The sequence below is a fragment of the Paenibacillus prosopidis genome (genome assembly GCF_003337375.1).
GTDB classification, from domain to species: Bacteria; Bacillota; Bacilli; order Paenibacillales; family Paenibacillaceae; genus Pristimantibacillus; species Pristimantibacillus prosopidis.
In genome coordinates this window covers 308,899-333,343 of record NZ_QPJD01000006.1, presented here as the reverse complement: position 1 = coordinate 333,343, position 24,445 = coordinate 308,899, and the positions used below count along the sequence as shown (strand labels likewise).

General features: G+C 48.9%; 17 protein-coding genes. 4 read left to right on the top strand and 13 right to left on the bottom strand.

Annotated elements, in window-relative coordinates; translation table 11 throughout:
• Positions 1-3 precede the first annotated feature (3 nt).
• Positions 4-837: a sugar phosphate isomerase/epimerase family protein gene (locus DFP97_RS11670; RefSeq protein WP_114380149.1), complete on the bottom strand. Its 834-nt coding sequence runs from the start codon at positions 835-837 to the stop codon at positions 4-6.
• 135 nt (positions 838-972) lie between these two features.
• Here DFP97_RS11670 and DFP97_RS11665 point away from each other — a divergent pair, with 135 nt between their 5' ends.
• On the top strand, positions 973-1,776 hold the full coding sequence (locus tag DFP97_RS11665; protein WP_114380148.1) for a helix-turn-helix transcriptional regulator: 804 nt from the start codon (positions 973-975) through the stop codon (positions 1,774-1,776).
• 624 nt (positions 1,777-2,400) lie between these two features.
• Here the strand turns inward: DFP97_RS11665 and DFP97_RS11655 are convergent.
• From DFP97_RS11655 to DFP97_RS11615, 9 genes are all read right to left on the bottom strand, one after another.
• On the bottom strand, positions 2,401-3,663 hold the full coding sequence (locus DFP97_RS11655; protein WP_114380146.1) for an extracellular solute-binding protein: 1,263 nt from the start codon (positions 3,661-3,663) through the stop codon (positions 2,401-2,403).
• Positions 3,664-3,680: 17 nt separating this feature from the next.
• The gene (locus DFP97_RS11650; protein WP_114380145.1) at positions 3,681-5,243 is read right to left on the bottom strand and encodes a response regulator; all 1,563 of its coding nucleotides are present in this window, start codon (positions 5,241-5,243) and stop codon (positions 3,681-3,683) included.
• 92 nt (positions 5,244-5,335) lie between these two features.
• Positions 5,336-7,099, bottom strand: coding sequence for a cache domain-containing sensor histidine kinase (locus DFP97_RS11645; protein WP_114380144.1), 1,764 nt, complete (start codon positions 7,097-7,099; stop codon positions 5,336-5,338).
• 125 nt (positions 7,100-7,224) lie between these two features.
• Entirely contained in the window at positions 7,225-9,012 is a 1,788-nt protein-coding gene (locus tag DFP97_RS11640) for a glycoside hydrolase family 66 protein (protein ID WP_114380143.1), read from the bottom strand.
• A gap of 22 nt (positions 9,013-9,034) precedes the next feature.
• Positions 9,035-9,868 carry a carbohydrate ABC transporter permease gene (locus tag DFP97_RS11635; protein WP_114380142.1) on the bottom strand — a complete coding sequence of 278 codons (834 nt, stop codon included), beginning with the start codon at positions 9,866-9,868 and terminating at the stop codon, positions 9,035-9,037.
• Positions 9,869-9,880: 12 nt separating this feature from the next.
• The gene (locus DFP97_RS11630; protein WP_114380141.1) at positions 9,881-10,840 is read right to left on the bottom strand and encodes a carbohydrate ABC transporter permease; all 960 of its coding nucleotides are present in this window, start codon (positions 10,838-10,840) and stop codon (positions 9,881-9,883) included.
• Between the two features lie 79 nt (positions 10,841-10,919).
• Positions 10,920-12,242 (bottom strand): extracellular solute-binding protein, encoded by a 1,323-nt coding sequence (locus DFP97_RS11625; protein WP_114380140.1) that lies wholly within the window; start codon positions 12,240-12,242, stop codon positions 10,920-10,922.
• A gap of 191 nt (positions 12,243-12,433) precedes the next feature.
• Positions 12,434-13,165, bottom strand: a complete 732-nt coding sequence (locus DFP97_RS11620; RefSeq protein WP_114380139.1) for a ThuA domain-containing protein — start codon at positions 13,163-13,165, stop codon at positions 12,434-12,436.
• A complete protein-coding gene (locus DFP97_RS11615) occupies positions 13,158-14,219 on the bottom strand; it encodes a Gfo/Idh/MocA family protein (RefSeq protein ID WP_114380138.1) in 1,062 nt (353 codons plus the stop codon). The genes DFP97_RS11620 and DFP97_RS11615 overlap by 8 nt, the downstream gene beginning before the upstream one ends.
• Positions 14,220-14,351: 132 nt before the next feature.
• Between DFP97_RS11615 and DFP97_RS11610 the strand changes: the two genes are divergently transcribed.
• Together DFP97_RS11610 and DFP97_RS11605 are read left to right on the top strand one after the other, a co-directional pair.
• On the top strand, positions 14,352-15,266 hold the full coding sequence (locus DFP97_RS11610) for an AraC family transcriptional regulator (protein WP_114380137.1): 915 nt from the start codon (positions 14,352-14,354) through the stop codon (positions 15,264-15,266).
• A gap of 316 nt (positions 15,267-15,582) precedes the next feature.
• Positions 15,583-16,914, top strand: a complete 1,332-nt coding sequence (locus DFP97_RS11605; protein ID WP_114380136.1) for an ArsB/NhaD family transporter — start codon at positions 15,583-15,585, stop codon at positions 16,912-16,914.
• A gap of 90 nt (positions 16,915-17,004) precedes the next feature.
• Here DFP97_RS11605 and DFP97_RS11600 read toward each other — a convergent pair whose 3' ends face one another.
• A complete protein-coding gene (locus DFP97_RS11600) occupies positions 17,005-17,562 on the bottom strand; it encodes an NUDIX hydrolase (protein ID WP_114380135.1) in 558 nt (185 codons plus the stop codon).
• Positions 17,563-17,823: 261 nt separating this feature from the next.
• Between DFP97_RS11600 and DFP97_RS11595 the strand changes: the two genes are divergently transcribed.
• Complete coding sequence (locus DFP97_RS11595; RefSeq protein WP_114380134.1) at positions 17,824-18,903, top strand: GIY-YIG nuclease family protein; 1,080 nt, start codon at positions 17,824-17,826, stop codon at positions 18,901-18,903.
• Between the two features lie 103 nt (positions 18,904-19,006).
• On the opposite strand, the gene atzF is transcribed toward DFP97_RS11595, so the two are convergent.
• Positions 19,007-20,770: an allophanate hydrolase gene (gene atzF, locus DFP97_RS11590; protein WP_114380133.1), complete on the bottom strand. Its 1,764-nt coding sequence runs from the start codon at positions 20,768-20,770 to the stop codon at positions 19,007-19,009.
• Positions 20,767-24,408 (bottom strand): urea carboxylase, encoded by a 3,642-nt coding sequence (gene uca, locus DFP97_RS11585; protein ID WP_114380132.1) that lies wholly within the window; start codon positions 24,406-24,408, stop codon positions 20,767-20,769. Before uca ends, atzF begins: the two co-directional genes overlap by 4 nt.
• Between the last annotated feature and the right edge of the window lie 37 nt (positions 24,409-24,445).

Below are 24,445 nucleotides of genomic sequence, written 5' to 3'. Positions count from 1 at the left end.
GGTTTAAACGAGCTGCAAATAATTTTGCTTGACCCAATTCATGCTGTTTGCGATGCTTTGCAGCGGCGGGTTCGTGAGGCACATGTCCTGCTCCACAATAAGCCATTCCACGCCGGCATCCGATGCCGCGGCGATAACGTTCACGAGAGGAACCTCGCCTTGTCCGAGCTCCAGCGTCACCATCTCGTATCTAAACTTGTTATGGCCAAGCTGCTTTGCGATCATTTGATTAATCTCATCGATCTTCTCTTGGTCCCGGTTAAAATCCTTAAGGTGCAGCAGCGGCAGCCGGCCTGCATATTTCGGAATATAGGCAAGCGGATCTTGTCCGGCAAACTTCACCCAGCATACGTCCATTTCGACTTGAACGGAATCCGGGGATGTATTCGCATACATGGCGTCAAAGGCAAATTCTCCAGCAACCTGTATATCAAACTCGAACGCGTGATTATGATAAGCAAATGTAAGACCGTTTCTCCGTGCTTCCTGTCCGACTTCCTCAAAGAAGTCAAAAATACGCTTCCAATCTTCTGGCGTTTGGCGTTCCTCTTCGGCGATATGCGGGCAAATCAAATATTTTCCGCCGATCGTATTCAAATAATCGATCTCGCTCTGCAAATTTTCACGCAGGCTTTGCATTCCCACATGGCTGCCAATCGCCTTAAGTCCCGTCTCCTGCAGAAGGTCTTTCATCTGCTCAGCGGACAGACCTCCGTATCCCGCAAACTCCACGCCTTCATATCCCAGCTCAGCCACATGGCGCAGCGTTCCGGGAAAATCGGAAGCGGTTTCATTTCGCAGTGTAAACAACTGTACGCCTATCCCCATTTTCCTCATTTCACACACACTCCTCAAATTTGATATATTTCTTATATGTTCATAGCTTACATGAAATAGCTTAGATTGTAGATAAACGATATAATTGAAACATATACAATTTGGCTATTATTTTTTTCATAAGAGGGCAGGCATATGACAAACATTTTGTATTGCAGCTATTCTTATCACACGCAGCGATTTAACATACAGCAAAAATCAGGGATTCCGTTCTATCTCCTCCGTCTGCAAACGGAAGGGCGATGCGAAGCGTCAGTTAACGGAATAAAATTCGATATTGAACCCGGACACCTCCTGCTGCTTAAACCTGGGGACTCATATGAGCTGTCGATCGAGGAAAAGCAAAATGACTTGAAGGGCCCCTTGATCTCCAGCGGGGACTATTATTTAATTTGCGAAGGCGATTGGATTGCCGAATGGTGGAACCGTTCCCCCAAACCGCCGGTCTCCCGGATCGAACTGGATGATCAGCTGCTCGCCTTATGGCGCCAGATCATAGTCGAGCAGCGCCGTACATCCTTGGGGGGAAACGGTGAATTAACCGGCTATTTGCTGCGGGTGCTTTGTCTGTTTTTGGAGCGGTCCTACAAAGAAACCGCGCCCTCATCAGGGAGACCGTATAGGGCAACGCGAATGCAGCGATACATCGAGGAGCATGCGACGACGACATTTATGGTAGAGGATGTGGCGCGGCATGTCAGCCTCAGCGTCTCGCGGTCCGTTCATCTGTTCAAAAGCACCTTCGGCAAATCCATGATCGAATACGCGCATGAAATCCGGCTTTCCGCCGCGATGGAGCGGATGAAATACACCTCAATGACGCTCGATCAAATTGCCGAAAGCTGCGGCTTCGGCGCCTATCCTTATTTTTATAAAATATTTAAAAAAAAGTACGGCGTATCGCCTGGAGCATACCGGATCCTCGAGGAAAATGTATAGACCAAGATCAAATCCCTCCCCAGACCCCTCTGGGGATTTCTGTTTTTCTGTATGGGGCGATAACGGTAGAACCTCTATAAATAAATGCATAACGAAGTGAAGCACAAAAAGGGCACGACCGGGAAACGGATTGTGTCCTTTTTGCTGCATGAGCCGGCGAAGGGAGTTCGTGGGAGAAGTAAGAAGCAAGTCAATTTAAATGTCCGTTGATATATACGATTTTTCGAACATAATTGGCGGGATTCATGCAAAAAGACAAATTATATACGATTTTTCACATAGATTTTTCACTTTAGCCAGCCCAGGGAATTTTCTATATGATTTTTCATATATAATTCCAGGCAACGAAACAGAAACAGTACTTAAACCAAAAAGGAGGTGTCCGAGCGACCGTTGCCGGAACTTCGGAGCGAGAGTGCATAGCCAGCATATAATACGCATAGATCACATCATGACCCAATGCATGGCAAGATTGATGATGAATGTGGTTAAAGGTGAGGGTGAGGGTGACGCTTACCTAGCCAATTGAGGTGCAGAAATGCACCTCATTGCACTCCAGGCCAACTCAAGGGCTGCCCTAAAAGGTGATTTACCTTTTGACAGCCCCTTCTTATTGCGTATCGTTCATTGCTCGAGCAGTTGATCGATTTTAGCGGCCGCTTCCGTCAAACCATGTTTAACCGAAAGCTCCCCTTGAAAAATTTTGGACATGTACGCGGTATAAACCTCATCTATTCTGCTCCAATTTTTAACCGGCGTTCGAAGGAAGGTATGATCCAGCGCTTCCGCGAATGGATGAATAAATGACTCGCCCTTCACTTTAATCTCTTTGGCTTCCAGATTAGTTGGTATGATGCCCGTTTGAGACATCGCGACCTGTGCTTCCTTACTAACCATCCACTTCATAAATTCCCATGATTGATTCGGATTTTTTGAGCCATTTAATATAACAAGATCCTCCCCGCCTAGTATCGAGGAAGGTCCATAAGTAGGCGGGAATGGAACCGCAATCGTAGAGCTGACCGCCCTCTTCAGCTCCTCTCCTTGCAGCACGCTGTAAAACCAAGGGCCTTCGTCCGTCACTAAAATATTACCCGACTTGACCCCTTCCCAATTATCGCCGCCGCCATTAATAACAGACTGGTCGATCAGGCGGTCCTCATAAAGCGAGTAAAGCTCTTCCACAGCTTTGACCGTTGCTTCTCCGTTCAGATAGCCGGTTGCCCGTGTATAGGAATCATTGGTTATGCGTCCTCCCAGCGCATAGATGTACGGCAGGCTCAGCCACGACTCCATTCCGCCTAGACCAATCATATAGCGATGTTTTCTGGCAAGCTCGATCACTTCCTGGAAGGTGGAGGGAGGTTCGGATAACCCCGCTTTCGCAAGCAATGCTTTGTTAAAAATAGCCGCTTTGGTGTTCATGTTAACAGGCAGTGAATAATAGGAGCCTTCATAGTAGCCTGCAGAGCCCGTGTTGCTCTGCAACAGCTTAATCACATCGTCAAAATCCCCGTAATCGCTCAGCGGGAGCAGCAGTCCGCTCTGCGAAAACTCCGGTATCCAGGCGATGTCCATCCGAACGACATCAGGCGCCCGGTTCGCGGAGGCTTTGGAGATAAGCGTGTACTTTAATTCCGGATCATTCGATTGCCGAACGGGTACGACATGAAGCTGAGGGTGCTCCCGCTCGAACGCAGGGATAAGGATATCCTCCAAAATCCGGGTTTCCTCATCGCTGTACGTATGCCAAAACTCAATCTCATAATCGTTGCCGCTGTTCAGTCTTTCCACGCTGCTGTCTTCCGATATAATCGACTGCTGGCCGCAGCCCGATACCATTAAAACGATAAAAGCAACGATAATCCAACATTTCGCATGCATCATCTGAATCCCCCCATCAACTATTGTTGATGCTTCTCCCGATATTCTACAGGTGTCATCTGAGTCATCTTCTTAAACAGCTTGCTAAAATATTTAACGTCATTAAAGCCTGACTTCTCCGCTACCTCGTAAATTTTACACTCATTTTGCACAAGCAGACGTTTGGCTTCATGCAGCCGCAAATCGATCAAATAATCGATAAAATTGTGCCCGGACTGTTTTTTGAATAAATTCGAAAAATAGCTTTTGCTGACATGGATGGAGTCCGCTACCTCCTGCAGCGTTAATTCTTCCCGATAATGAAGCTTAATGTACTCCATTGCTTTTGTTATTAATTGTCCGCCATGGCCTTTATCGTTTAGTCGTAACCGATTAGGATGCTCCATCTCTTCGAACAAATGGCGGATCGTTGCTTGGAGCTGAACAATCGTATCGCAGCGCCATATATTTTCCCGGAACTCGGATAGCCCCTTAGAGTCGCCGTTAATATAGGCAAAGGCAGAGAGCAGCTCGTATGCCTCTCTTTTGACCTGCTCCGGAGTATACCTTACATTCTTCCACCGGGAGAAGAAGCTGTCGATGACGGATTTATTATTATTCGCCGCACGAATCGTTTCCACCATCGCGTGCATATCCATTTTCTCCTGCTCATGAGGATGCTGCGCAGACTCACTGCCGCCGTCTTCCCTCTGCGCTTCACAAGAGAAGATACGTCCGGTTCCTTCAAAAAAACGCCGTCCCCCTGCAGCGCGGCATCTTCTTAAACCCTTCTCCACCCATTCCGTTTCTGCCTCCGTGCAGCAGCCGATCGAAATGGATACCGACAGCTCCTCCTCCACACGGACTTTAAAGCGCTCCAGCGAAATGCTCGCGGACTCCTCATGGGGATAAATGAGGAACAAGCCTTCCCCTGCTAATATAGGCGCGCTCCCTTTCTGGAATTGCTCGTAAAAGATCGCCTGCATATCCTCATACATCATGCTGACATGCAAATTGCCATACTGCTCCCGCCACTCGTTTAATCCGTCGTACTCGACAAAAGCGCACACGTAGGAACCGTTTTGGCGTCCAAAAATGTCTATGAAACGAAAGTCTGATTGACTCGATATAAGCAGTCTTATAATCTCTTGCTCGAAACGTTTTCTTTCAAGCATCGTTGCCTGCCGGTCGAACTGGATTCTTTCAACAGCCTGCTTCCGATTTTTGGCCAACATTTCCTTGCAGCGCAGCAGCACGGCGATAAGCTCCTCTGCCTCCAATGACGGCTTCAGTAAATAATCGACCGCTCCGTGCTTCATCCCCTCGCGGACGTACTCAAATTCGTTATAACTGCTGATTAATACGATTTTTATCTGGGGATTCACCTCCAACGCGTGTTTCGTAAGCACCAAGCCATCCATGACCGGCATCTTTATATCTGTAATTAAAATATCAATAGGACGGGAACGAAGCAGCTCTAACGCTTGCAGGCCATTCGCGCAATCTCCCGCCAGAGTAAACCCAAGCTTCTCCCAATCGATAAAGTTTTTAAGTCCGTTCCGGATAATCGGCTCATCGTCCACAATTAAGACGTTATCGTTCATGTTGTTCCCTCCTAAAAAGTTTGCGAATGCAAACTTACTTCGAAAGCGTATGCTTAAGGCTTGCGCATCAAACCTGCATCGTAAGTATAGTTTTATAGACGTATAACAATATGAATTTGCGTTCCCTTTCCGATTTCGCTATCAAAGGTCATGCCCGAGCCCACTCCAAAATAAAGCCGCAAAGAATCATAAACATGCTGCAAGCCGATTCCCCTATTCGAAACGCCATCCTTGGTTCCCAATTGCTCCAGCTTCTCAGCGGTCATACCCGCTCCGTTGTCTTGGAGCAAAATATGCAGCAGGCCCTGCTGCATCGTAACATGGATGGATATGTCGCCGCCGCGGTTTAGCGGAACGAAGCCATGGAAAATAGCATTTTCCACGAGCGGCTGAAGCAGCATCCTGGGGATTTTGATCTCCTCGGCTCCAGGCTGCACGTCAATCGACAATGCATACTTATGCTCATACCGCATTTCTAAAATAACGATATATTTTTGAATGATTTCCAGCTCTTCCTTAAGCGTAATCATCTGGCCGTTCTTGCCCATGTTCGCTTCGAGCAGCCTGGTCAGAGCAGCTAAGCCTTGTTCCGCCCGTTCCTTCTCGCCCGCCCGAATAAGCCATCTTAATGTGCTGAGCGTGTTATAGAGAAAATGCGGATGAATCCGGTACGTGACGGCACGCACCTCTGCCTCCAGCTTATCGTTCTGCTCCTTCTCCACGCGTTCCATGAGCTGCTCGATTTCATCCAGCATTTTATTAAAATGCTTACTCATAAGGCCAATCTCATCGGTGGAGGTTAACACGGTCCGCACGGATAAATCTCCTTGCTGCACCCGTTTCATTTCCAGCGTTAATTGTTTAATCGGTTTCGTAACCCGCTTCGCGATTAACAGTCCGATGAGCACCGCCAATAAAGCAAAGCAAGCCGAGGTTATTAAAATACGTGTATGAAGCTTGTCCAGCGCCCCCGTTATTTCAACCGTAGGCACCGTGCCGACCAGCAGCCAGCCATTGCTCAACAATTGCTTCACGCCATAATAATGAACGCCGTTATTGGCGTATTCAAATTCTACAGCATCGTTGTGAACAACAAGCTCATGCAGATTAGGATCCTCGATCATCTTACCGATTCGCGAAAGGTCGGCATCGATCATAATTTGACCTGACGGATCGACGACCATATAGCGGCCTGTTTCACCCAGCTTGACCTGATTAATCGTATTAATGATAGCCTTGCCGTTTAAGCTGACAACGAGCAAGCCGATTTGCTCCAATGATTCAAAATCCTTCAACGTTCGGCTGATGGGAAGCACCAAATCGGTATTTTCCCCGCCTCCGCTAAATGGATCCTTCCGCAAAGCCTGCCATACGAGTCCGCCATCCTGCCTTCTCGATTGCTCGACCCAGTCCAGCCGGTTTAGATCGACCTTTCTCAGCTTTACAGCCGAGAACGTTCCGCTCCCCCACCCGATTCCGCCATCCTTAAAGATATAAACAATTCTAACGAACGAGCTCGAATAAACGACATTATTCAGCAGCGTGTCTATTGATTGAGACATCTGTACCTGTGTGCTCAGCGGACTCGAGGTATAGTGCATCGCCGCATCTTGCACCTTCAAATCACCGTATATTAAATCGGATGTATCGCTTCCCGCATTGAAAATGGAAGAAAGGGCATCTGCGGTTTGTTTGGTAACCTGAACGGCAGATGCTCTTACATTTCTTTTCACGAGCGCTGAAGATTCCAAATAGAAAGAAAACCCCGATAAAGTGGTCGGTATTAGAATAATCAATAAAAAGGCTAAAATCATTTTCGAAGCGAAACGGTTGGATATTTTCTCGAAGCGCGCCATATGCTGTCCACCTTACTAAAGGAGATACTCCTAGTTTAACTAATTCATCACGATATAAGTAGGATTTCATCATAATAAGGAGCCTTCTGCGGAAGCAGCGCAGCCTCATCGGCTGCGCCACGTTTTTATTTGTAATGAATCTGTAGTAAATCCCAATATTTTAAGCCCGGGAGCTTAAGCTTCACGCTGCCGTCTTGCTGCTCGAAGCTCAGCTTAACAGGCGAACCGTTATAGTAGTCCGGGGAAGCAAACATAATACCGGCTACTTCCCGCTCCGTTTGAATGGAAATGTCTACGTTCCGAAGCTCCGCAGGAACCGCTTGTTCCCCTTTGTTGTCTCTCCAATCCATCGTCGTTGCATCGGAGAAATTGATGAAGTGAACGATGTCGCTGCCTTCCTTCCGTTTGGCGAACGACCAAACATTGCCTTGCTCTGCGCTTTCGGACACTTCGACTGCACCAGCGCTCTCCGCTACCGCATCCGATTCCTCCAGCCCGTCTCTCAATATGTTCTGGTAGGCTGTAAGGAAGTCGTAATAGCGAGTGAGCTGCTCCTCCAGCTCGGCCGGAATGGACAGGTTTTTGTTTGGAAAATACTCTTTCGCCAGCATGTTTTCCCCGAGCTCCAAGTGAGAGCCTCCGGATGCGAAGATAACCGCATCGGTAAGCAGAACGCCAGGCGTATTGAACTCTCCCTGAGCGTCAGCCAGATCATAGTTCATATAAGCGGCAAGCACCGTGTTAAGCTTATTTTTACTGAACCTGCTGTTCTGGTCGATAATATCCTTCAGGCTGCTGTACTTCGGATGCCCGTCCCATACTTCCGTGTAAAGGAATTCGAGCGGTGCCTGAGGGGCCATGAACGCCTGCCCATACTGTCCGACCGCATTCATGACATAATCGACATCCAGCTTCTCCTTAGCTGCTTTCAGGAAAGACACATACCCTTGCGTCAGCTTCGCGCTTTCTCCCTTAGCGTTCCACAATGCGCCGCGGTCGCCCAATTGGTCGACATGCCAGCCGTCGAATTTAAGATGCTTAAATACTTCGATTTCCTTGTCGATCATATAGCTCTGCCACTCGGCATTGCTCGGATCGTATAGCATAATGTCGCTCGCCCAGCTGTCCGGTAAAGGATGCTTATCCTGGTTCGTTTGCGTCGGATCTTTGTAAAGCGCCCATTCTTGCTTGACGCCGTCCGCTTCAGCGCCCTCATAAGCGCCGAACAGCAAATTATAGTTCATCGCCATCATGTTCTTGCTATGGGCTCGTTCGATATAGCCTTTGACCGTGTCAAGCGCGACCGGGCGGTTCGCGATATCCGGCCATTCCGGGGCCGGCTCGTTGCCATCCATTTTTAGAGGCTCGTGATGCTTATACTGCCAATCGTAAAATTGAATACCGTTAATGTGGAAACGGTTCAGCCGTTCGATTACGCCCGCCAGCTCTTCCTCACTCATGCTGTGGAAGTCGGCCAAATAGCCGTAGCGGGGAAACTTGCTCCAGTCGGCAGAAACATCGACCGCTATGTTCTGATGATCCTTCACTTCACCCCCTGCCGTGACGAATACTTCAGCCATGTAGCCCGTGCCATCTTCCTTCGGAGGCGCCCAATCCCATTTGATTTGATCGCCGTCTGCTTTTACTTCCTGTTCGCCGATCATCTCGCCAAGATGACGGTATTGAACGACGATCTTCGCTTTCGGTTCGGCTTTGCTTAGCTCCAGCGTGAAATTAACCTTATCGCCGGGACGGTAAGCGGCCTTGTCGGTCGACAATCGGCTCATGATCCCCTGACTCTCCACCGTCTCCGCCCTGATTTCCTTCTGCTCGCTGCAGCCCGCAGCCAGCATGACAAAGCAGCTGATAGCCGCTGCCGCCGCCGCTTTCATTTTTTTGCGATTCAAATTCATCTATTCACTCCTGTTCGGGTTATTAGCCTTTGACTCCGCCCTCATTAAATCCGCCTTGGACGAAGCGCTTCTGGAAAATGATATACAGTAAGACGGTCGGAATGAGCGCGATGATCGAAGCCGCGAATACCCATGAATAGTTCGTCGCGTACTTGTCGTTGAACATAAGCAGCGCGATCGGCAGTGTCCGCATCGCTTCGTCTTTAATAATAACAAGCGCAGTGAAATACTCTTCCCACGTGCCTTGGAAGGAAAGAACGGCAAGCGTCGCGATCGCCGGCATCGATTGCGGAAGATAAATATTCCAGAAAATCCTCCAGCTGCCGCCGCCGTCAATCAACACGGATTCCTCGTATTCCTTCGGAATGCTCTCGAAGAAGCCTCTCAAGAAGAAGGTGCTGCCGACAACGCCGCCACCGATGTAAATCAGCCATAGACCCCAGTACGTGTTAACCAATCCGAATGATTTAATAATCAGAAACTGTGGGATTATGTTAATAACGCCGGGGATCATCATCGTAAGCAGGAAGGTCCGGAACAGAAATTCTTTACCCGGAAATTTAAACCTTGCAAACCCGTAGGCGGTTAAGCAACCCAGGAACAAGCTTCCCGCCATGGAAACCAGCGTAACGAGCGAGCTGTTCAAGAAATATCTCGCAAAGTTATTTTTGCTCCACACGAGCTGGTAATTGTATAGGTTTGGAATGACAGAGAATACTTCCCTCGGCCGCGGTAACGAATAAGCCCCCTTAATAAAGCTTGTCATGATCATATATACGAAGGGGAATAGAAATGCCAATGCTCCAAGCACGATAAGGGTATACACCAGGAGCTGAATGTGCCATTTAGTTTTCATTGCTTCCCCCTCCTACAAAAACCGCTGATTGCCGAATTTTTTCATCTGGGAATACGTGAGCAAGAACACGGCGATCCCCATCATGACGGCTACCGCGGATGCATAACCAAAGTTAAAGTTCTTAAACGCTTGCAAGTACATAAGGCTCGGCAGCGTTTGCGTTTGGTCCATCGGACCGCCCTTTGTAATAAAATAAACCTGCGGGAAAAAGTTAAATGCGCCGTTCACCAGGTTAATAAGTACAAATGCTGTTACAGGCCCGAGCATCGGAACCGTAATGCTCCAAAACTGCTTTGTTCCGTTCGCGCCATCGATTTGCGCCGCTTCATAATACTCTCTCGAAATACCCTGCAGCGCCGCCAAATAGATGACTACGCCCCAACCAACCGTTTTCCAAATATGGAACAACCAAATGACGATCATAGCCGACCAATAATTAGATAAAAAATTAACCGGTTCATTAAAGATGCCAAGCTGCTTATAGAAGATAAAGTTGATTAAGCCGTATTCCCCGCCTGCGAACAAGAAGCGGAACAGGAACGCTACGACGATCCATGAGGTGATGATGGGCAAGTAATAAACCGTACGGAAGACCATCTTATGCTTCACGAAGTGAAGATTGATTAACACGGCAAACACGATAGCCAGGAACCAGTTGATTGGCACGGTTACCGCGACGTTCAAAAACGTATTTCGGATCGCCATCAGCACTTTGTTGTTCGGATCGGTAAACGCCGTGACGTAGTTTGCGAAGCCTACAAAAGGGTTTTCCGCATTAGGCATAATGCTGTACTCTTGAAAGCTTATGATGATGTTTCTGATCATCGGATAGATGACGAATACAGCCGTACCCACAACACCGAGAAAAATATAAGGCATAACCTTCATCCATTGCTGCATGCCTTTTTTTAACTTTAAGCCTGCCCGGGATTTCTGCCCGGGTTCCGGTTGCAACGTCACTTGAATAGACATGTTGATGCTCCTTCCCTATCTTTCAATTGGGAGGCCTTCTTCGGGCCGCATAGGGGAGAAGAAGGCCTCATCATGACGATTACTTCGTTAAGATAGCTTGAATATTTTTGGCTGCTTCGTCCAGTGCCGCTTTCGGCTCAAGCTCGCCGCGAATCGCCTTCTCAAAGGCAAGGTTAACGATCGTTTCCATTTCGCCGTATTGCGGAATCGGAGTACGCGGCATTGCCGTTTCAAGCTGCTTGACGTACTCGGTAACGAATGGCTGCTCAAGGAATGCCGGATCGTTTGCTGCAGTTTTGTTCGTAGGGATAAGTCCAAGCTTGCTCATGATCTTTTGCGGCTCTTCTCCAAGCATCCACTTCGCGAATGTCCAAGCCTCTTGCGGGTGCTTCGAGTTGGTAAAGATAACGAGATCCTCGCCCCCTACAACGGAACGGCTGCCGCCTGCGCCTTCAGGCATCAAGCCGCGGATCGTTTGCTCAAGCGGTTTGAAGGTAGATTCCGCCTCGTTCATGAGAATGCTGTAGAACCAAGGGCCGTCATCAATCATCATGTAGTCATTGTTTTTCATACCGTCCCAAGCGCCTGGCTCGCCGCCAAGAATCGTAGGCGTTACGAGTCCTTCCTTATTCCACTGAACGATGGTTTCAAGAGCTTTAACGCTCTCAGGGCTGTTCAAGTAGCCTTCAACCTTTGTATAATCCTCATTCGTCAGCGAACCGCCAAGGCTCCAGAAGTATGGTGATGCTGCCCATACACTCGCGCCGCCAATGCCGATTGCGCCCGGCTTGCCTTTTGCAACCGCAAGCTTCGCTGCCGCTACGAATTCATCCATTGTCTTTGGAGCTTCCGTCACGCCGATTTCGTCCATGACCGCTTTATTGTAGATCGCGATTTTCGTATTGGTATTAACCGGTACGCCATAATATCCGCCGTTATAAGCGTTCGTTTCCATTGGCGCTTCGAACAGGTTTGGTTTTAACTCATCGAATCCTTCCATCTTGCTGATGTCTTGAAGCGCTCCCATTTTTGCAAATTCAGGAACCCAGATAATATCCATCCGCATAAGATCCGGTGCCGCATCGCCCGCTACGCCTGCGATAACCTGCTCTTTCAAGCCTTCGTACGGCATTCTTGTAAGCTTCAGCTCAATGCCGGGATTTTCTTTCTCGAACAGCGGCTTAATTTCTTCCGTGAGCACCTTCTCTTCCTGGTCGCTATAGGTATGCCAGTACTCGATAGTTACTTTCTCGCCGCCCTTAGCCGGGGTGTTACCGCTTTCATTTCCCGGTGCGCTGCCTCCGTAATTTGCAGGTGTGTTATTGCCGCCGCTGCATGCCGTAATGGTGATCGCCATCACTGCCGCCAGAACCCCGTAAAAAATTGTTTTGTACCATTTCATATATTTGACCCTCCTTTAATTTGTGCTGCTCCTTCATTATGCTAAGAACAGACTTCTCAAGAAACCGTTTTCATTACGCTAATGGTGTCACATATTACTTCGTTCGAATTGTAAAAAATTCGGAGGAAACCAAAAAGGTGTTTTATTTTTCTGTTTTGGCAGAAAAATAAAACACCTTATCTTCATCTCAGTTATTTCCCTATTTTCTCAAGCGGTGCAACCCGACCTAATGATATTGCCGCACCCTGCACAGGAGCAGCCCACCGTACGCCGTTTGCGATTACTTTCAATACATCCGGGTGATGATAAATCGGGAACGTCTCGTGCCCCGGCCGGAAATAGAACAGCTTGCCTTTCCCTCTCCGGTAGCAGCAGCCGCTTCGGAATACTTCCCCGCCTTCAAACCACGAGATGAACACAAGCTCATCCGGGGCCGGAATATCGAAGCGCTCTCCGTACATCTCTTCCTTCGGGATTTCGATGTAATCATTCAGGCCGTCAGCAATCGGATGTCCATGCTCGATGACCCAAATTCTCTCCTTCTCGCCGTCGTCGCGCCATTTGAGATCGCCTGTCTTCGTTCCGAGCAAGCGCTCGAATATTTTCGAGCCGTGTCCGGAATGCAGCACGATCAATCCCATGCCATTCATCACCCGGGCCCGTACCTTCTCAACGATATCGTCCCGCACCTCTGCATGGGCGAGATGTCCCCACCAGATAAGTACATCCGTGTTGTTCAGCACTTCATCGCTCAGACCATGCTCTGGTTCATCAAGGACAGCCGTTTTCACTTCGAAGCCGTCCACCGTCTTTAAATATCCGCCTATTGCGTTATGGATACCTTCGGGATAAATACTTGCGACAAGCTCATTTTGCTTCTCATGGCGGTATTCATTCCAAACCGTTATCTTAATGTTAACCATTAACAATTGCCTCCTCTTTAATTGCGATCCAACGTTCTTCCGTAAAAGATTGCACAATGGAATCGAGTGTCACTTGATTGATGTAGCCGTCCTCAATGGTCGCATCGAAGCCGTCCCCCTTGCCGCGGAGCAAATCGAAGAACGACTGCATCTGATTCGCGGTAAACGAAGCCGGAATGTCGACCTTGCGAAATTGCTGATCTCCAACCAGCTTAACGTGGATCGTATCCTCTTCCTCAAGGTTATAGACAAGCGCACCATCTGTACCATAAATCTCGATCTGCTGATAATTGCCGCGCCCATAAGCGAAACGCGAAATGCTCATCGACGAGGAAGCGCCATCAGCGAATCTTGCAAGCACATGGCAAAAGTCATCCACATCCACCTCGCCTTTTCCTTCACCGCTTAAGAGCTCACGCTCCTTCACAATCGTACCCGCATCGGCCAAAACGCGTACGGTTTCTCCAACCAAGACACGTGTAAGATCTAAAATATGCGAGCCCAAATCACCGAGCGCGCCCGACCCGGACAGATCCTTGCGGAATCGCCATACAAGCGGGATATCCTCCCTGATCCCCCAGCTTTGCAAATACTGGCTGTATACATGATTGATTTTGCCTAAGACGCCTTGCCCGATCAGCTGCTTGGCATAGCGAACCGCCGGCTTATACCGGTAGCTGAAGCACACCATATGAGGCAATGGCCGATCTGCCAGCGCCTGCCGAAGAATAGCCGCTTCCTTCGCATCCAGCGCAATCGGCTTCTCGAGCGCAAACGGCTTGCGGTGCTTGATCGCATCATAAGCTATCCTAAAATGATTGCTGTTCGGCGTGCCGATCGTCACGGCATCCAGCTCAACATCCTTTAACATGTCTAAATGATTCACATATCGCCGCTGCGGCGGCACGTTCAGCTCCTCCCCTTTGGCCAAAAGCGCTTCCTCATTGCAATCGCAAATCGACCATACCTCAGCGTCCCCGCTTGCCAATATTCCTTCAATATGAAAATTCGCGATGCCGCCAAGTCCGATAACTCCGATTTTCAGCTTCTTCATCTGCATCATCCCATCTTTTAAGTCGATTCAAATACAACCCAAGTATAGTTTGTGTTAGAATGAACGGGAATGTCAGATCGAGACTCTTTTTGTACAAAAGCGACTTTCTGAATGATGAGGGGGAGACTAACCTTGCTCGCAATCAACGTGGAAATGGTTCCTCGAATAAAAATTATGGGGTTTATCGCCTACAAAAGCCCGTGGCTTCATTTTAAGCGCAATATTAATGAGTACGTTCTCTATTTCATTCGAAGCGGCGAGCTTCATCTCAAAGAGGAAGACAAGCATTATGTCCTTCGGAAAGGCGATATGTTGATCCTCGAGCCTAATATGGACCATGAAGGCACCGAAAAGCATGTTTGCGATTACTACTACATTCACTTCGAGCACCCGGATATCAAATCGTTGCAAATCGAAGATATGATCGCGCTTGCCGACTATTTTATCGCCAGTCATGATCAATCTCCGTTCACTCAGCATAAGCCGCCAATGGCGGATATCCATCCATACGGCTGCTATTTTCCCAAATACCATACGATTTCCGATAAAACAAGGTTTAACCAAGCCTTGCATGCTATGAATGAAATGCTGCAGCTTTATAAACGCAGGCATTACAATCGAAGCTTAACCGCATTAAGATTTACGCAGCTTCTCATTGAGCTCTCGCGTGAAAACTTCATCGACGAGCTGCAGCGAAACGACCGCTTCCGTTCAAAGTCGATCGTGAAGGTGAATGCTCTGCTCGATTATATTCATCAAAACTACCAAAACAAAATAACTGGCAGCGACATCGAGCTCGCATTCGAAAGCAACTACGACTACTTAAACCGCGCCTTCAAAAAAGCAACGGGCCAATCGATCAGCCGCTACATCAACACGGTACGCATCAATCAAGCGAAGGAATTAATTGAGACGACCCCTCTCAGCGTCGGTGAGATCGGCTATTTAACCGGATTAAACGATCCCTTCCATTTCAGCAAAGTGTTCAAAAAATACGTCGGCATGTCGCCTACACAATATTTTAAACTTATACGTGAGTCTGATTAGCTGAAGCCCCCGAGCGAATACCGCTTGGGGGTTTTCTATGGTCATTTATCCATTCTCGGTATCTATCATTACGAGATAAACATCATCAATTGACACTAGCAGATTTTAATAGAGATAGGGATATTGACCAGTACGAATGAAGTGTCATGTACGTATACATACAGTATAAAACTACCACCACAACTAATAGATAAGGAGGAATCGACTATGTAAAGCTTTGTTTACTAGATTAATAGCTTAATAGCTTAATAGTTTTAGTAAAGGAGAGTTGCAACCAAGAGAGAAATAACTTCCATCCTTGAAAAGAGGTTAATACATGCACGATTTAACGGTCATTCTTACGATTTGCTCGTTTCTGCTCACGATCGGATTTATATTTTGGCGACCGCAAGTAAACGAAGCTATACCTGCCACTGTCGGTGCATTCTTTGTTCTTCTTAGCGGCAGCGTTTCTCTCACAGACTTAGGCCAAATAACGGAAACGATAGGCGGAGCCGCAGTCACTATTATAGCGACCATTGTTATGGCTATCGTATTAGAAAGCTTTGGATTTTTTTATTGGGCGGCCGAGCTTCTTACGAAAAAAGCAAAAGGATCGGGCATCCGCCTTTTTTGGTTAACGAATCTTTTTTGCTTTCTCATGACTCTGTTCGTAAACAATGACGGCAGTATATTAATTACGACTCCCATTCTCTTGCTTTTACTTAAAAATATGGGACTCAAAAATCATCAAAAAATACCTTATCTCTTATCTGGCGCATTAATTGCAACAGCATCCAGTGCCCCGATTGGCGTAAGCAATATCGTTAACTTAATCGCGTTAAAAATCGTTCATATGGATCTCTATATGCACACGGCCATGATGTTCGTTCCCGCAACACTCGGGCTTGTCTTGCTTTCAATTCTTCTATTCGCTATTTTCTACCGCACTCTTCCCAAAAAGCTGCCGCCGGTAGCGAGGTGGAATCTTATGCCGGGAAGCCATCCCTTGCAAGACTCCATTCCGCGAGAAAACCGCAACAAGTTCATGCGGAATATACTCCTATTCGTATTTGCCGTACGTCTCAGTTTATTTGCAGCCTCCTACATTCATTTCCCGGTTTCCTTAATGGCTGTCATTGGATCCATCTCATTGCTGGCATGGCGCTGGATGTATCTGAAAATCTCTCCTGCCGACATGTTGAAGAAAACGCCATGGTATATCCTCCTTTTCGCCTTCAGTATGTATGTGATCATCTATGGCTTGAATAATATCGGGTTAACGGATTGGCTCATTCAGCTCCTGCAGCCAATTGTCTCGGGAAGCTTGCTTAACGCGAGTGTTCTGATGGGTGCCTTGTTAAGTGTCTTATCCAATATATTCAACAATCACCCTGCTCTAATGGTTGGAACCATTACCTTAATGAATATGGGACTCGATCCCTTGACGTTAAAAATTGCTTATCTGGCCAGCGTAATCGGCAGCGATATGGGCTCGCTTCTATTGCCGATCGGCACTCTAGCTACGTTAATGTGGATGCACATCGTTAGAAAGGGCGGAGTCAAAATAAGCTGGGGCGAGTATTTGAAGGTTACTTACCTCGTTATACCGGTGACCGTCATTTTCACACTAGTCGTTCTGTCCTACTGGGTCTCATGGTTATTTTAAGATATAAAAAAAGACCTCCCATAAGAAGGTCCTTGAAAAGAAGCATGCACATTGTATTTTATGTGAGATGAAGTAGAAAAGTACGGGTATTTACACCCGGAATAAGCCGTATCCGTTCAGCGGAACGACAGGCGCATCATCAATCGTCAATCCTTGCGAACGGCGGTGAAACGCAACGTCTACGAGCCAACGTGTAAAACCGGCAACGTTCATCGTCTCCATCTCCTGCAAACTAAAGAATCCAGCCGCATCCACCTCTACATGATCCGGTGCCGGTTCTCCGCCGACGTATTCCATTTCAAACGCGATGTAGACGTTATGGATGCTTCTCGGCTGGTCGCGCAGCGCCACGACGCTCTTGACGACAGCTTCGATTCCGCTCTCTTCCTTTACTTCTCTTTGTATCGTTTCATGAATCGGCTCCAGCTGTTCGATATAACCGCCGGGATTCGTCCAATTGCCTTTGCCGGGGTCCTGCGCCCTGCGAACAAGCAACATTTTATCATCCTTGACGACAAGCGCTCCGACACCAATGCTATAATTGCCCCAATGGACGAAGCTGCATGCCGTGCATGCTCTTCTCCAAGTACCGTCAACGTCGCGTGTTTCCATCTCATGACCGCATAACATACAAAATTTCACTTCCACGTGTGTCACCTCTGTTTTAAGCTATACCTTATCAGATTATACTGGCTATTTATGCCGCTGCATAGCTGAAAGGTTGTTTATCAACAATAAACGAGGCTGCCCCAAAAGTAGCTAAACCTACTTTTGGGGCAGCCATTCTTTTACGAATGTAGCCCACTTACTCTGAACAATTTTTCCCAGCAACTAAAACAAGGTATCAGCAATTTCTACGTCGAATAATGATTGCGAGGTAGATTTTAAGCAGTAGGAGGATGACTTTTCATGCCGTTCACCTTCAACGCCGGCGATTACCCAACATGCCCCGGCTGCTATCTTATGAAAAACGCAGACGGCTACATCCTCTATGTCGGTAAATCCAAAAACTTACGGAGCCGGCTGCGTTCCTATTTTACGCAGCAGCATTCCCGCAGAAAAATTAGCCAGCTCGTCGGTGAAATCGCATCAATTGAGGTGGTATTAGTAAATAACGAAGCTGAAAGTCTTCTCCTGGAGAATAACTTAATTAAAATTCATAAACCGCCTTACAATAGAGCATTAAAGAGAGATAACAGCGGCTACGCTTATCTGCAGCTTACCTCTGAACGTTTCCCCCGATTGGACGTATATTACCGGAATCGCAGACGTAAACAAAATGAAGCCATACCTGAGAACGTACAGCGTTTGGGCCCTTTTAAAAGTGCTGGCTTTCGAGACGCTCTCCTGGAATTCGTTACGGAGCATTACGGTCTGCGTACTTGTAAAACGATGCCAAAGCAGGTGTGTTTGCTGTATCATATCGGTAAATGCAGCGGCGTATGCGAGGGTAAAATATCGGAGCCTGACTACCTGGAAAAAGCCCGTCAAGCAGCAGAGCTTCTCTCTAATCGAGGACAAGGACTGATTGAAACCTTGTATGGGCAAATGGAGGCTTATGCTTCCCGGTTGGAGTTTGAAAAAGCGCAGCAAATGCTGCTAAGCATTCGTAACCTGGAGCAAGCGTCTGACAAGCAGATTGTAGATAGGGAGGCTGTTATTGACCAGGACGTGCTTTATTTCGGGGAAACCTATGTGCTGATCGCTAAGGTTCAAGAAGGGATGCTGAGCAACTTTCAAATGCAGGAGCTTGAACAAGCGTACGGCGAGGTGGCATGTGACCGGTTTCTGGTCAAACGTTATGCCGAGGAGAGGCCGGACGAGTTAATCGTGAACACAGTCGCCGACCTGAAGAGAGTTCGTGCTTCCTTAAAACGCGGAGGGAAAAAGCTTCTCAAAATAACAGAGCCCAAACGGGGGCTAAAATACGATTTGCTGCAGTTGTGCAAAAACAACTATGAATATCGGATAAACCGGCTGCATAGATGATTGACTACTCCGATGAACGCAAAAGAACCTCTTCAGCGCATGGTACATGGATCATGGATCCGAGGCCAACGACAGAAGAGGTTTCATATTTTTAAAATAAGGTCTAAATAGATGTGTCCACAGGCTTTGCAGTCAACGACATGGCTCGCCACCCGCCATAATGAGTGATATTCTCCGCTCCATCCGCAGCATAACCTTCACATATAAATCCCGGTACTTCAGTCCCGTTCTGCAATTCTACTTTGCCGATTCCTAGCGGTGCGGGAATGCTGGCCGCGAACGCACCGAAAGCAGCAAGCGGCATCTCCCAGACTTCAAGATGAATGGACGCCCCGCCGCTCTCGCACTTGATAAGTCCTGGTTTGGCCGGCTGCGTCTGCAGCTTCAGCAGCTTATACTTAGCAGCCGTTTGATCCTCGCGGATGAAGCGCGCCCCATGCGCCTTCATCTGGGCCTCCAAAGGGAAACCGCGCATATGCAATCCGCATACGGCAACCGGTGTCACAGGCTGTGATTCCGCTTGTTCGTATCTGGTCGCAAGATTAAAGAGCGAGATTTCCTCTCCAGAAGATGCGAACAGCGTAATGCCGAAAGGCAATTTAACCTCAGCCTCCCCTGCCGGCAAAGCGATGGCACAGAGATCCAATAAGTTGCAATGATTCGTATAGAGGCCCATGGCCCGATTCGTCGAGACCGGATCCATGCGTACTTGCTCGCGCGTCCAAGTCCCTCCCGCCGTAGGCATTACGAGAACGCCGCCTTGCAGCAATTGCTGCGCCCGAAGCTTATAGCGTTGCAACTGATGCATAGCCTTGAACATCGCTACCGCCGAATGGGAGGAATTTGAACCGGTACGAAGAATTTGTTCGGTTACTCCGAACGTACTTCCCGGATGGGCGTCAATGAAATCACCCAATGCCGCCCAGCGTTCCGCTACCCACGGGCCCTCATATAATAAGGCTGCAGCTTCAGCGAATAACGCTGTATCGATATACTCCACAGGAAGCCCCAGATTCCCCAATCTTTCTTGCGTCTTCTCCCACGCCTGGCGATAACTCTCGGCAAATGGACCATAGAAGTCCAACGGCTCTATCGGCATATAAAGCTTCGTTGGCAGCTTAGGTTCCTTTAAATACGGGATCTCCTTCGACCATGGATCGTCTGTGTCAATGCCTTGGACAACTTGGTCCACGGCTTGCGCATCTTCCAGGTTGTGGGTGAAGACTGTGACACAATCGAGACTTTCACATGCGGGCACAACGCCTTTCACTGACCATGAACCTAGACTTGGCTTGAAGCCGACGAGCTGATTCAACGCTGCCGGCACCCTTCCTGATCCCGCAGTATCGGTTCCCAGTCCGAAGACAACATGCCCTCTTGCAACCGCGACCGCAGATCCCGAGCTGGAGCCTCCGCTTATGAGTTCAGGCCGCAGGGCATTGTGCGTTTCGCCGTATGGGCTTCGGGTTCCGACCAGACCCGTAGCGAATTGATCGAGATTCGTCTTGCCGACTGGGATTGCACCTGCCTCAACGAGTCGCTCAATGACCGTCGCGTGCTCGGAAGGCCTATAAGTAAAGTCCGGGCATCCCGCTGTTGTCGGCATATTAGCCACATCGATATTATCCTTTACGGCAAAAGGAATTCCCCATAGAGGCGCATGGGCCGAGTCTAGAGTCTCTAGCCGCTTCAGGAACGGAATAATCTGCTCCAGTTTAGGCGGGGAGATCCATATATTCATTTCAGAATCAGTCTCGGCACGTCGAATAACTTCCAGGATCACTTCATACGGCGTCAAAGTCTGTTCCGCATAGCTAATCTTCAACCAGTCTAACGTCAGCAACGCAGGGAAGTCTCGTGTACTCATACGGCTGTCAGCTCCTTTTCTTCCATTTGTGCAATCCCTACAATAAGCTGTCCGGCATGAACCGAGTCGCCAGGCTTTACATGCACAGAATGAACGAACCCATCGAAAGGGGACTGCTGAGAGAACTCCATTTTCATCGACTCCACGATGACAACGGTGTCCCCCTTCTGAATACGATCTCCCGGTGACACGAGTACTTTCCACATACTTCCTGGCATTGAGCAGCGGATGGCCTCGATCTCTGAAGAGAGTTCTTCATCGCTTCCCGTTTTCCCTTGCTCTTGTTCCGATACGTATTCCGCCAAGCCCAGCGCCTTCCAGCTATCCCGTTCCTCGCGAAAAGCGTGCTGCTGTTGGTTGCGGAATTCCGCCGTGCTGTCTTCGATCGAATCGAGAAATTTCAGATACTCACCAAGATCGAAACTTGTCTCCGTAATATCCGCCTCGAACCGTCCACGCAGGAAATCCTCGCGCAGTACGAGGAGCTCTTCTGCGCTGACGGGATAGAACTGGATCTGGTCGAAGAATCGGAGCAGCCATGGTTTGCCGGCTGCGAAGCTTTCCGTGGAACGCAATTTATTCCACATCTGGATGGTTCGGCCGACGAATTGGTAACCGCCCGGACCTTCCATGCCATATACGCACATATAAGCCCCGCCAATACCAACTGCATTCTCCGGCGTCCATGTACGTGCAGGATTATACTTTGTCGTCACAAGACGGTGACGCGGATCGATCGGCGTAGCCAGCGGTGCACCCAAGTATACATCCCCCAGTCCCAGCACCAGATAGCTGGCTTCGAAGACGATCCGCTGAACCTCATCGATGCTCTCAAGTCCGTTGACGCGGCGAATAAATTCCAGATTGCTCGGGCACCAAGGCGCATCCGGTCGGACATTCTGCTGATAGCGATCAATTGCAAGCTGTGTCGCAGGATCATCCCAGGATAGGGGCAGACGAACAATTCGCGACGGGACACGTATGGACTCCAGCGGGGGAAGAGTTGCATCCAGCTCAAGAAGCAGCTTCGCCGCTTGCTTGACCGTGATGAATTTCGGATCAATATGAACTTGAACTGAACGGACGCCCGGCGTAAGATCAAGAACCGGAACCACCTTGCTGTCACCTAACGCTTCGATAAGAGCATGAACCTGAAAGCGAAGCAGAAGATCCAGTTCAAGTGAACCATATTCGACAAGCAAATTCTCGTCGCCACTGCAGCGAATCGTGATTGGGAAGTTCCGGTTTGCAGAGTCGCTGTGCAGGACCGGATAATCAGGTGTCATCGGCACATTCTCTTCTAATGACACAATCGAAGCAGTGGGCAATTCAATCCCGCCTTGCCCGATCGCTTCCAGGTATTCCTCCTGTACGCGCCGCATCTCTTCGGCTTGCTCGAGCGTTATTAGCTTGAATCTTACGGAATCGCCGGCATGCAGCTGCCCGATCTTCCAGAATTCAGCCGATGCTGTCGTCACAGGACATACAAATCCGCCGAGACTCGGTCCGTCAGGGCCTAACAATATTGGCATATCACCTGTCAGATCAAGCGTTCCAACGGCATAGGCATTGTCGTGAATATTCGATGGATGAAGGCCGGCTTCTCCTCCGTCTTCGCGCGCCCATAGTGGCGCCGGTCCCATTAAACGCACACCGGTTCGTGAGCTATTGAAGTGTACCTCAAAGCTTGTCGCGGCAAGCTGCTCCAGATATTCGGGCTTCAGAAATTCTCCCGTACAATGTGGACCTGGTATCACGCCAATAGTCCATTCCTTCTTAAATGTTGGACGATATGACTCAGCAAGTCCGGTCATGAACGCATGGCTTGCCCTCTTATGGACGCCGAGTACATCGCCTGCCCGGAGCGCACGTCCGCCATGACCGCCAAAGCCTCCAAGTGTAAAGGTCGATGCACTTCCGAGTATAAGCGGCATATCCAATCCACCTGCAATGAGCAAATACGTTCGAAGTCCTTCCTTCGCTTCTCCGAAGCGAAGGACCTGTCCGCGTTCGGCAAGCACCGGCTTATACATTGGTATGGGTTGATCATCCAGAACCGGATCCATGTTCGCACCTGTTATGCAGAACCACATGCTGTCACGGAACTTGTATGTCCCGCCGCGAAGTGTCAGCTCCAGGCCGCTGGCGTCGTCCGGATTACCGAGCAGTTTGTTGCCGGTACGGAAGGCAAGCGGGTCCATCGGGCCGCAAGGCGGAACTCCAACATCCCAATAGCCGACTCGACCCGGCCAATCTTGAACCGTGCTCTGAATTCCGCTGTCCAGTACTTCCAAAGCGGATTCAGCAGGTGCAAAATCATTCAGCAATTGGGTGAAAACATCCCCATTCTGAAAAGCAGATTCATCGAGCATTGCTTGCACATACTGTAGATTGGTCGTTATGCCATAGAAGCGGGTCTCATCAAGCGCCTTCTTCAATTTCTCTATCGCATCTTGGCGATCCGTACCGTGAACGATAACTTTGGCCAGCATCGGATCATACAACGTAGTCACGGTAAGTCCGTCCCGTACCCACGTCTCATTTCTCGAGTTATCAGATAGTTTCATACGGTCTAGCTGCCCTGCGCTTGGACGGAATTGCGCCAGGCAATCCTCCGCGTAGACTCGCGCTTGAATACTGTGCCCAGATGGCTGAGCCACAAGGGTATGCAGGTCGCGAAGCTCATCAGCCGCCTCGCGGATCATCCATTCCACCAGATCGATCCCGAGTACTTCTTCCGTTACACCATGCTCGACCTGAAGGCGAGTATTGACCTCCAGAAAGTAGAAGTTACAGCTGTCCGGATCATAGAGAAACTCAACCGTTCCAGCACTACGATAACCTGCTTCAGCAGCCAGCCGCTTCGCGCTTGCCAGCATATTCTCCCGGACATCAGCCGGAAAATTCGGTGCAGGACTTTCTTCCACGACCTTCTGGTTACGTCGCTGTACCGAGCAGTCCCGTTCACCAAGCGCAATCACTTCTCCGTAACGGTTGCCGAATATTTGCACCTCAACATGACGAGCTTTTGCAATATATTTTTCTAGAAACAAACCGCCGTTCTTGAAATTCGTTTCCGCCAAATGACGCACACTGTCGAAAGCCGTTCGCAGCGCTGCTTCATCTGAACAGACGCGCATACCGATGCCTCCGCCGCCTGCCGTGCTCTTGAGTATAACGGGATAGCCGATTTCCTCTGCATGGATTAACGCTTCAGATAACTCTGTTATGAGGGACGTTCCTGGCAGAAGCGGCACTTGCGCTCTCAATGCTAGCTCTCTAGCCGAATGCTTCAGCCCGAATGCTTCCATCTGCTCGGGAAGAGGTCCGATGAATGCAATGCCGCTTTCCTGACAAGCCCGGGCAAAATCCGCGTTCTCGCTCAAGAAGCCATATCCCGGATGAATGGCCTGCACACCGCGTTCTTGGGCGATGCGAAGAATTAGCTCCGCGTTCAGATAGCTTTCTTTGGCTGGACCGTCCCCGATGAGAACCGCTTCATCTGCCAGATCCACATGAAGACTGTCTTGATCTGCTGTGGTATATACCGCAACCGAAGCGATTCCCAGTCTGCGGAGCGTTCGTTCGATTCGGACCGCAATAGCCCCCCGGTTAGCGATCAGTACTTTGGTAAACATAGCATTCCTCTCCTTCTTCCCCAATAGGCATATGATG

Coding starts and splice junctions, on each gene's coding strand:
- DFP97_RS11655 (WP_114380146.1), bottom strand. CDS start 3,663: ATGATGCATGCGAAATGTTGGATTATCGTTGCTTTTATCGTTTTAATG.
- DFP97_RS11640 (WP_114380143.1), bottom strand. CDS start 9,012: ATGAATTTGAATCGCAAAAAAATGAAAGCGGCGGCGGCAGCGGCTATC.
- DFP97_RS11615 (WP_114380138.1), bottom strand. CDS start 14,219: ATGAAGAAGCTGAAAATCGGAGTTATCGGACTTGGCGGCATCGCGAAT.
- DFP97_RS11665 (WP_114380148.1), top strand. CDS start 973: ATGACAAACATTTTGTATTGCAGCTATTCTTATCACACGCAGCGATTT.
- DFP97_RS11630 (WP_114380141.1), bottom strand. CDS start 10,840: ATGTCTATTCAAGTGACGTTGCAACCGGAACCCGGGCAGAAATCCCGG.
- DFP97_RS11620 (WP_114380139.1), bottom strand. CDS start 13,165: ATGGTTAACATTAAGATAACGGTTTGGAATGAATACCGCCATGAGAAG.
- DFP97_RS11670 (WP_114380149.1), bottom strand. CDS start 837: ATGAGGAAAATGGGGATAGGCGTACAGTTGTTTACACTGCGAAATGAA.
- DFP97_RS11625 (WP_114380140.1), bottom strand. CDS start 12,242: ATGAAATGGTACAAAACAATTTTTTACGGGGTTCTGGCGGCAGTGATG.
- uca (WP_114380132.1), bottom strand. CDS start 24,408: ATGTTTACCAAAGTACTGATCGCTAACCGGGGGGCTATTGCGGTCCGA.
- DFP97_RS11605 (WP_114380136.1), top strand. CDS start 15,583: ATGCACGATTTAACGGTCATTCTTACGATTTGCTCGTTTCTGCTCACG.
- DFP97_RS11650 (WP_114380145.1), bottom strand. CDS start 5,243: ATGAACGATAACGTCTTAATTGTGGACGATGAGCCGATTATCCGGAAC.
- DFP97_RS11645 (WP_114380144.1), bottom strand. CDS start 7,099: ATGGCGCGCTTCGAGAAAATATCCAACCGTTTCGCTTCGAAAATGATT.
- DFP97_RS11635 (WP_114380142.1), bottom strand. CDS start 9,868: ATGAAAACTAAATGGCACATTCAGCTCCTGGTGTATACCCTTATCGTG.
- DFP97_RS11595 (WP_114380134.1), top strand. CDS start 17,824: ATGCCGTTCACCTTCAACGCCGGCGATTACCCAACATGCCCCGGCTGC.
- atzF (WP_114380133.1), bottom strand. CDS start 20,770: ATGAGTACACGAGACTTCCCTGCGTTGCTGACGTTAGACTGGTTGAAG.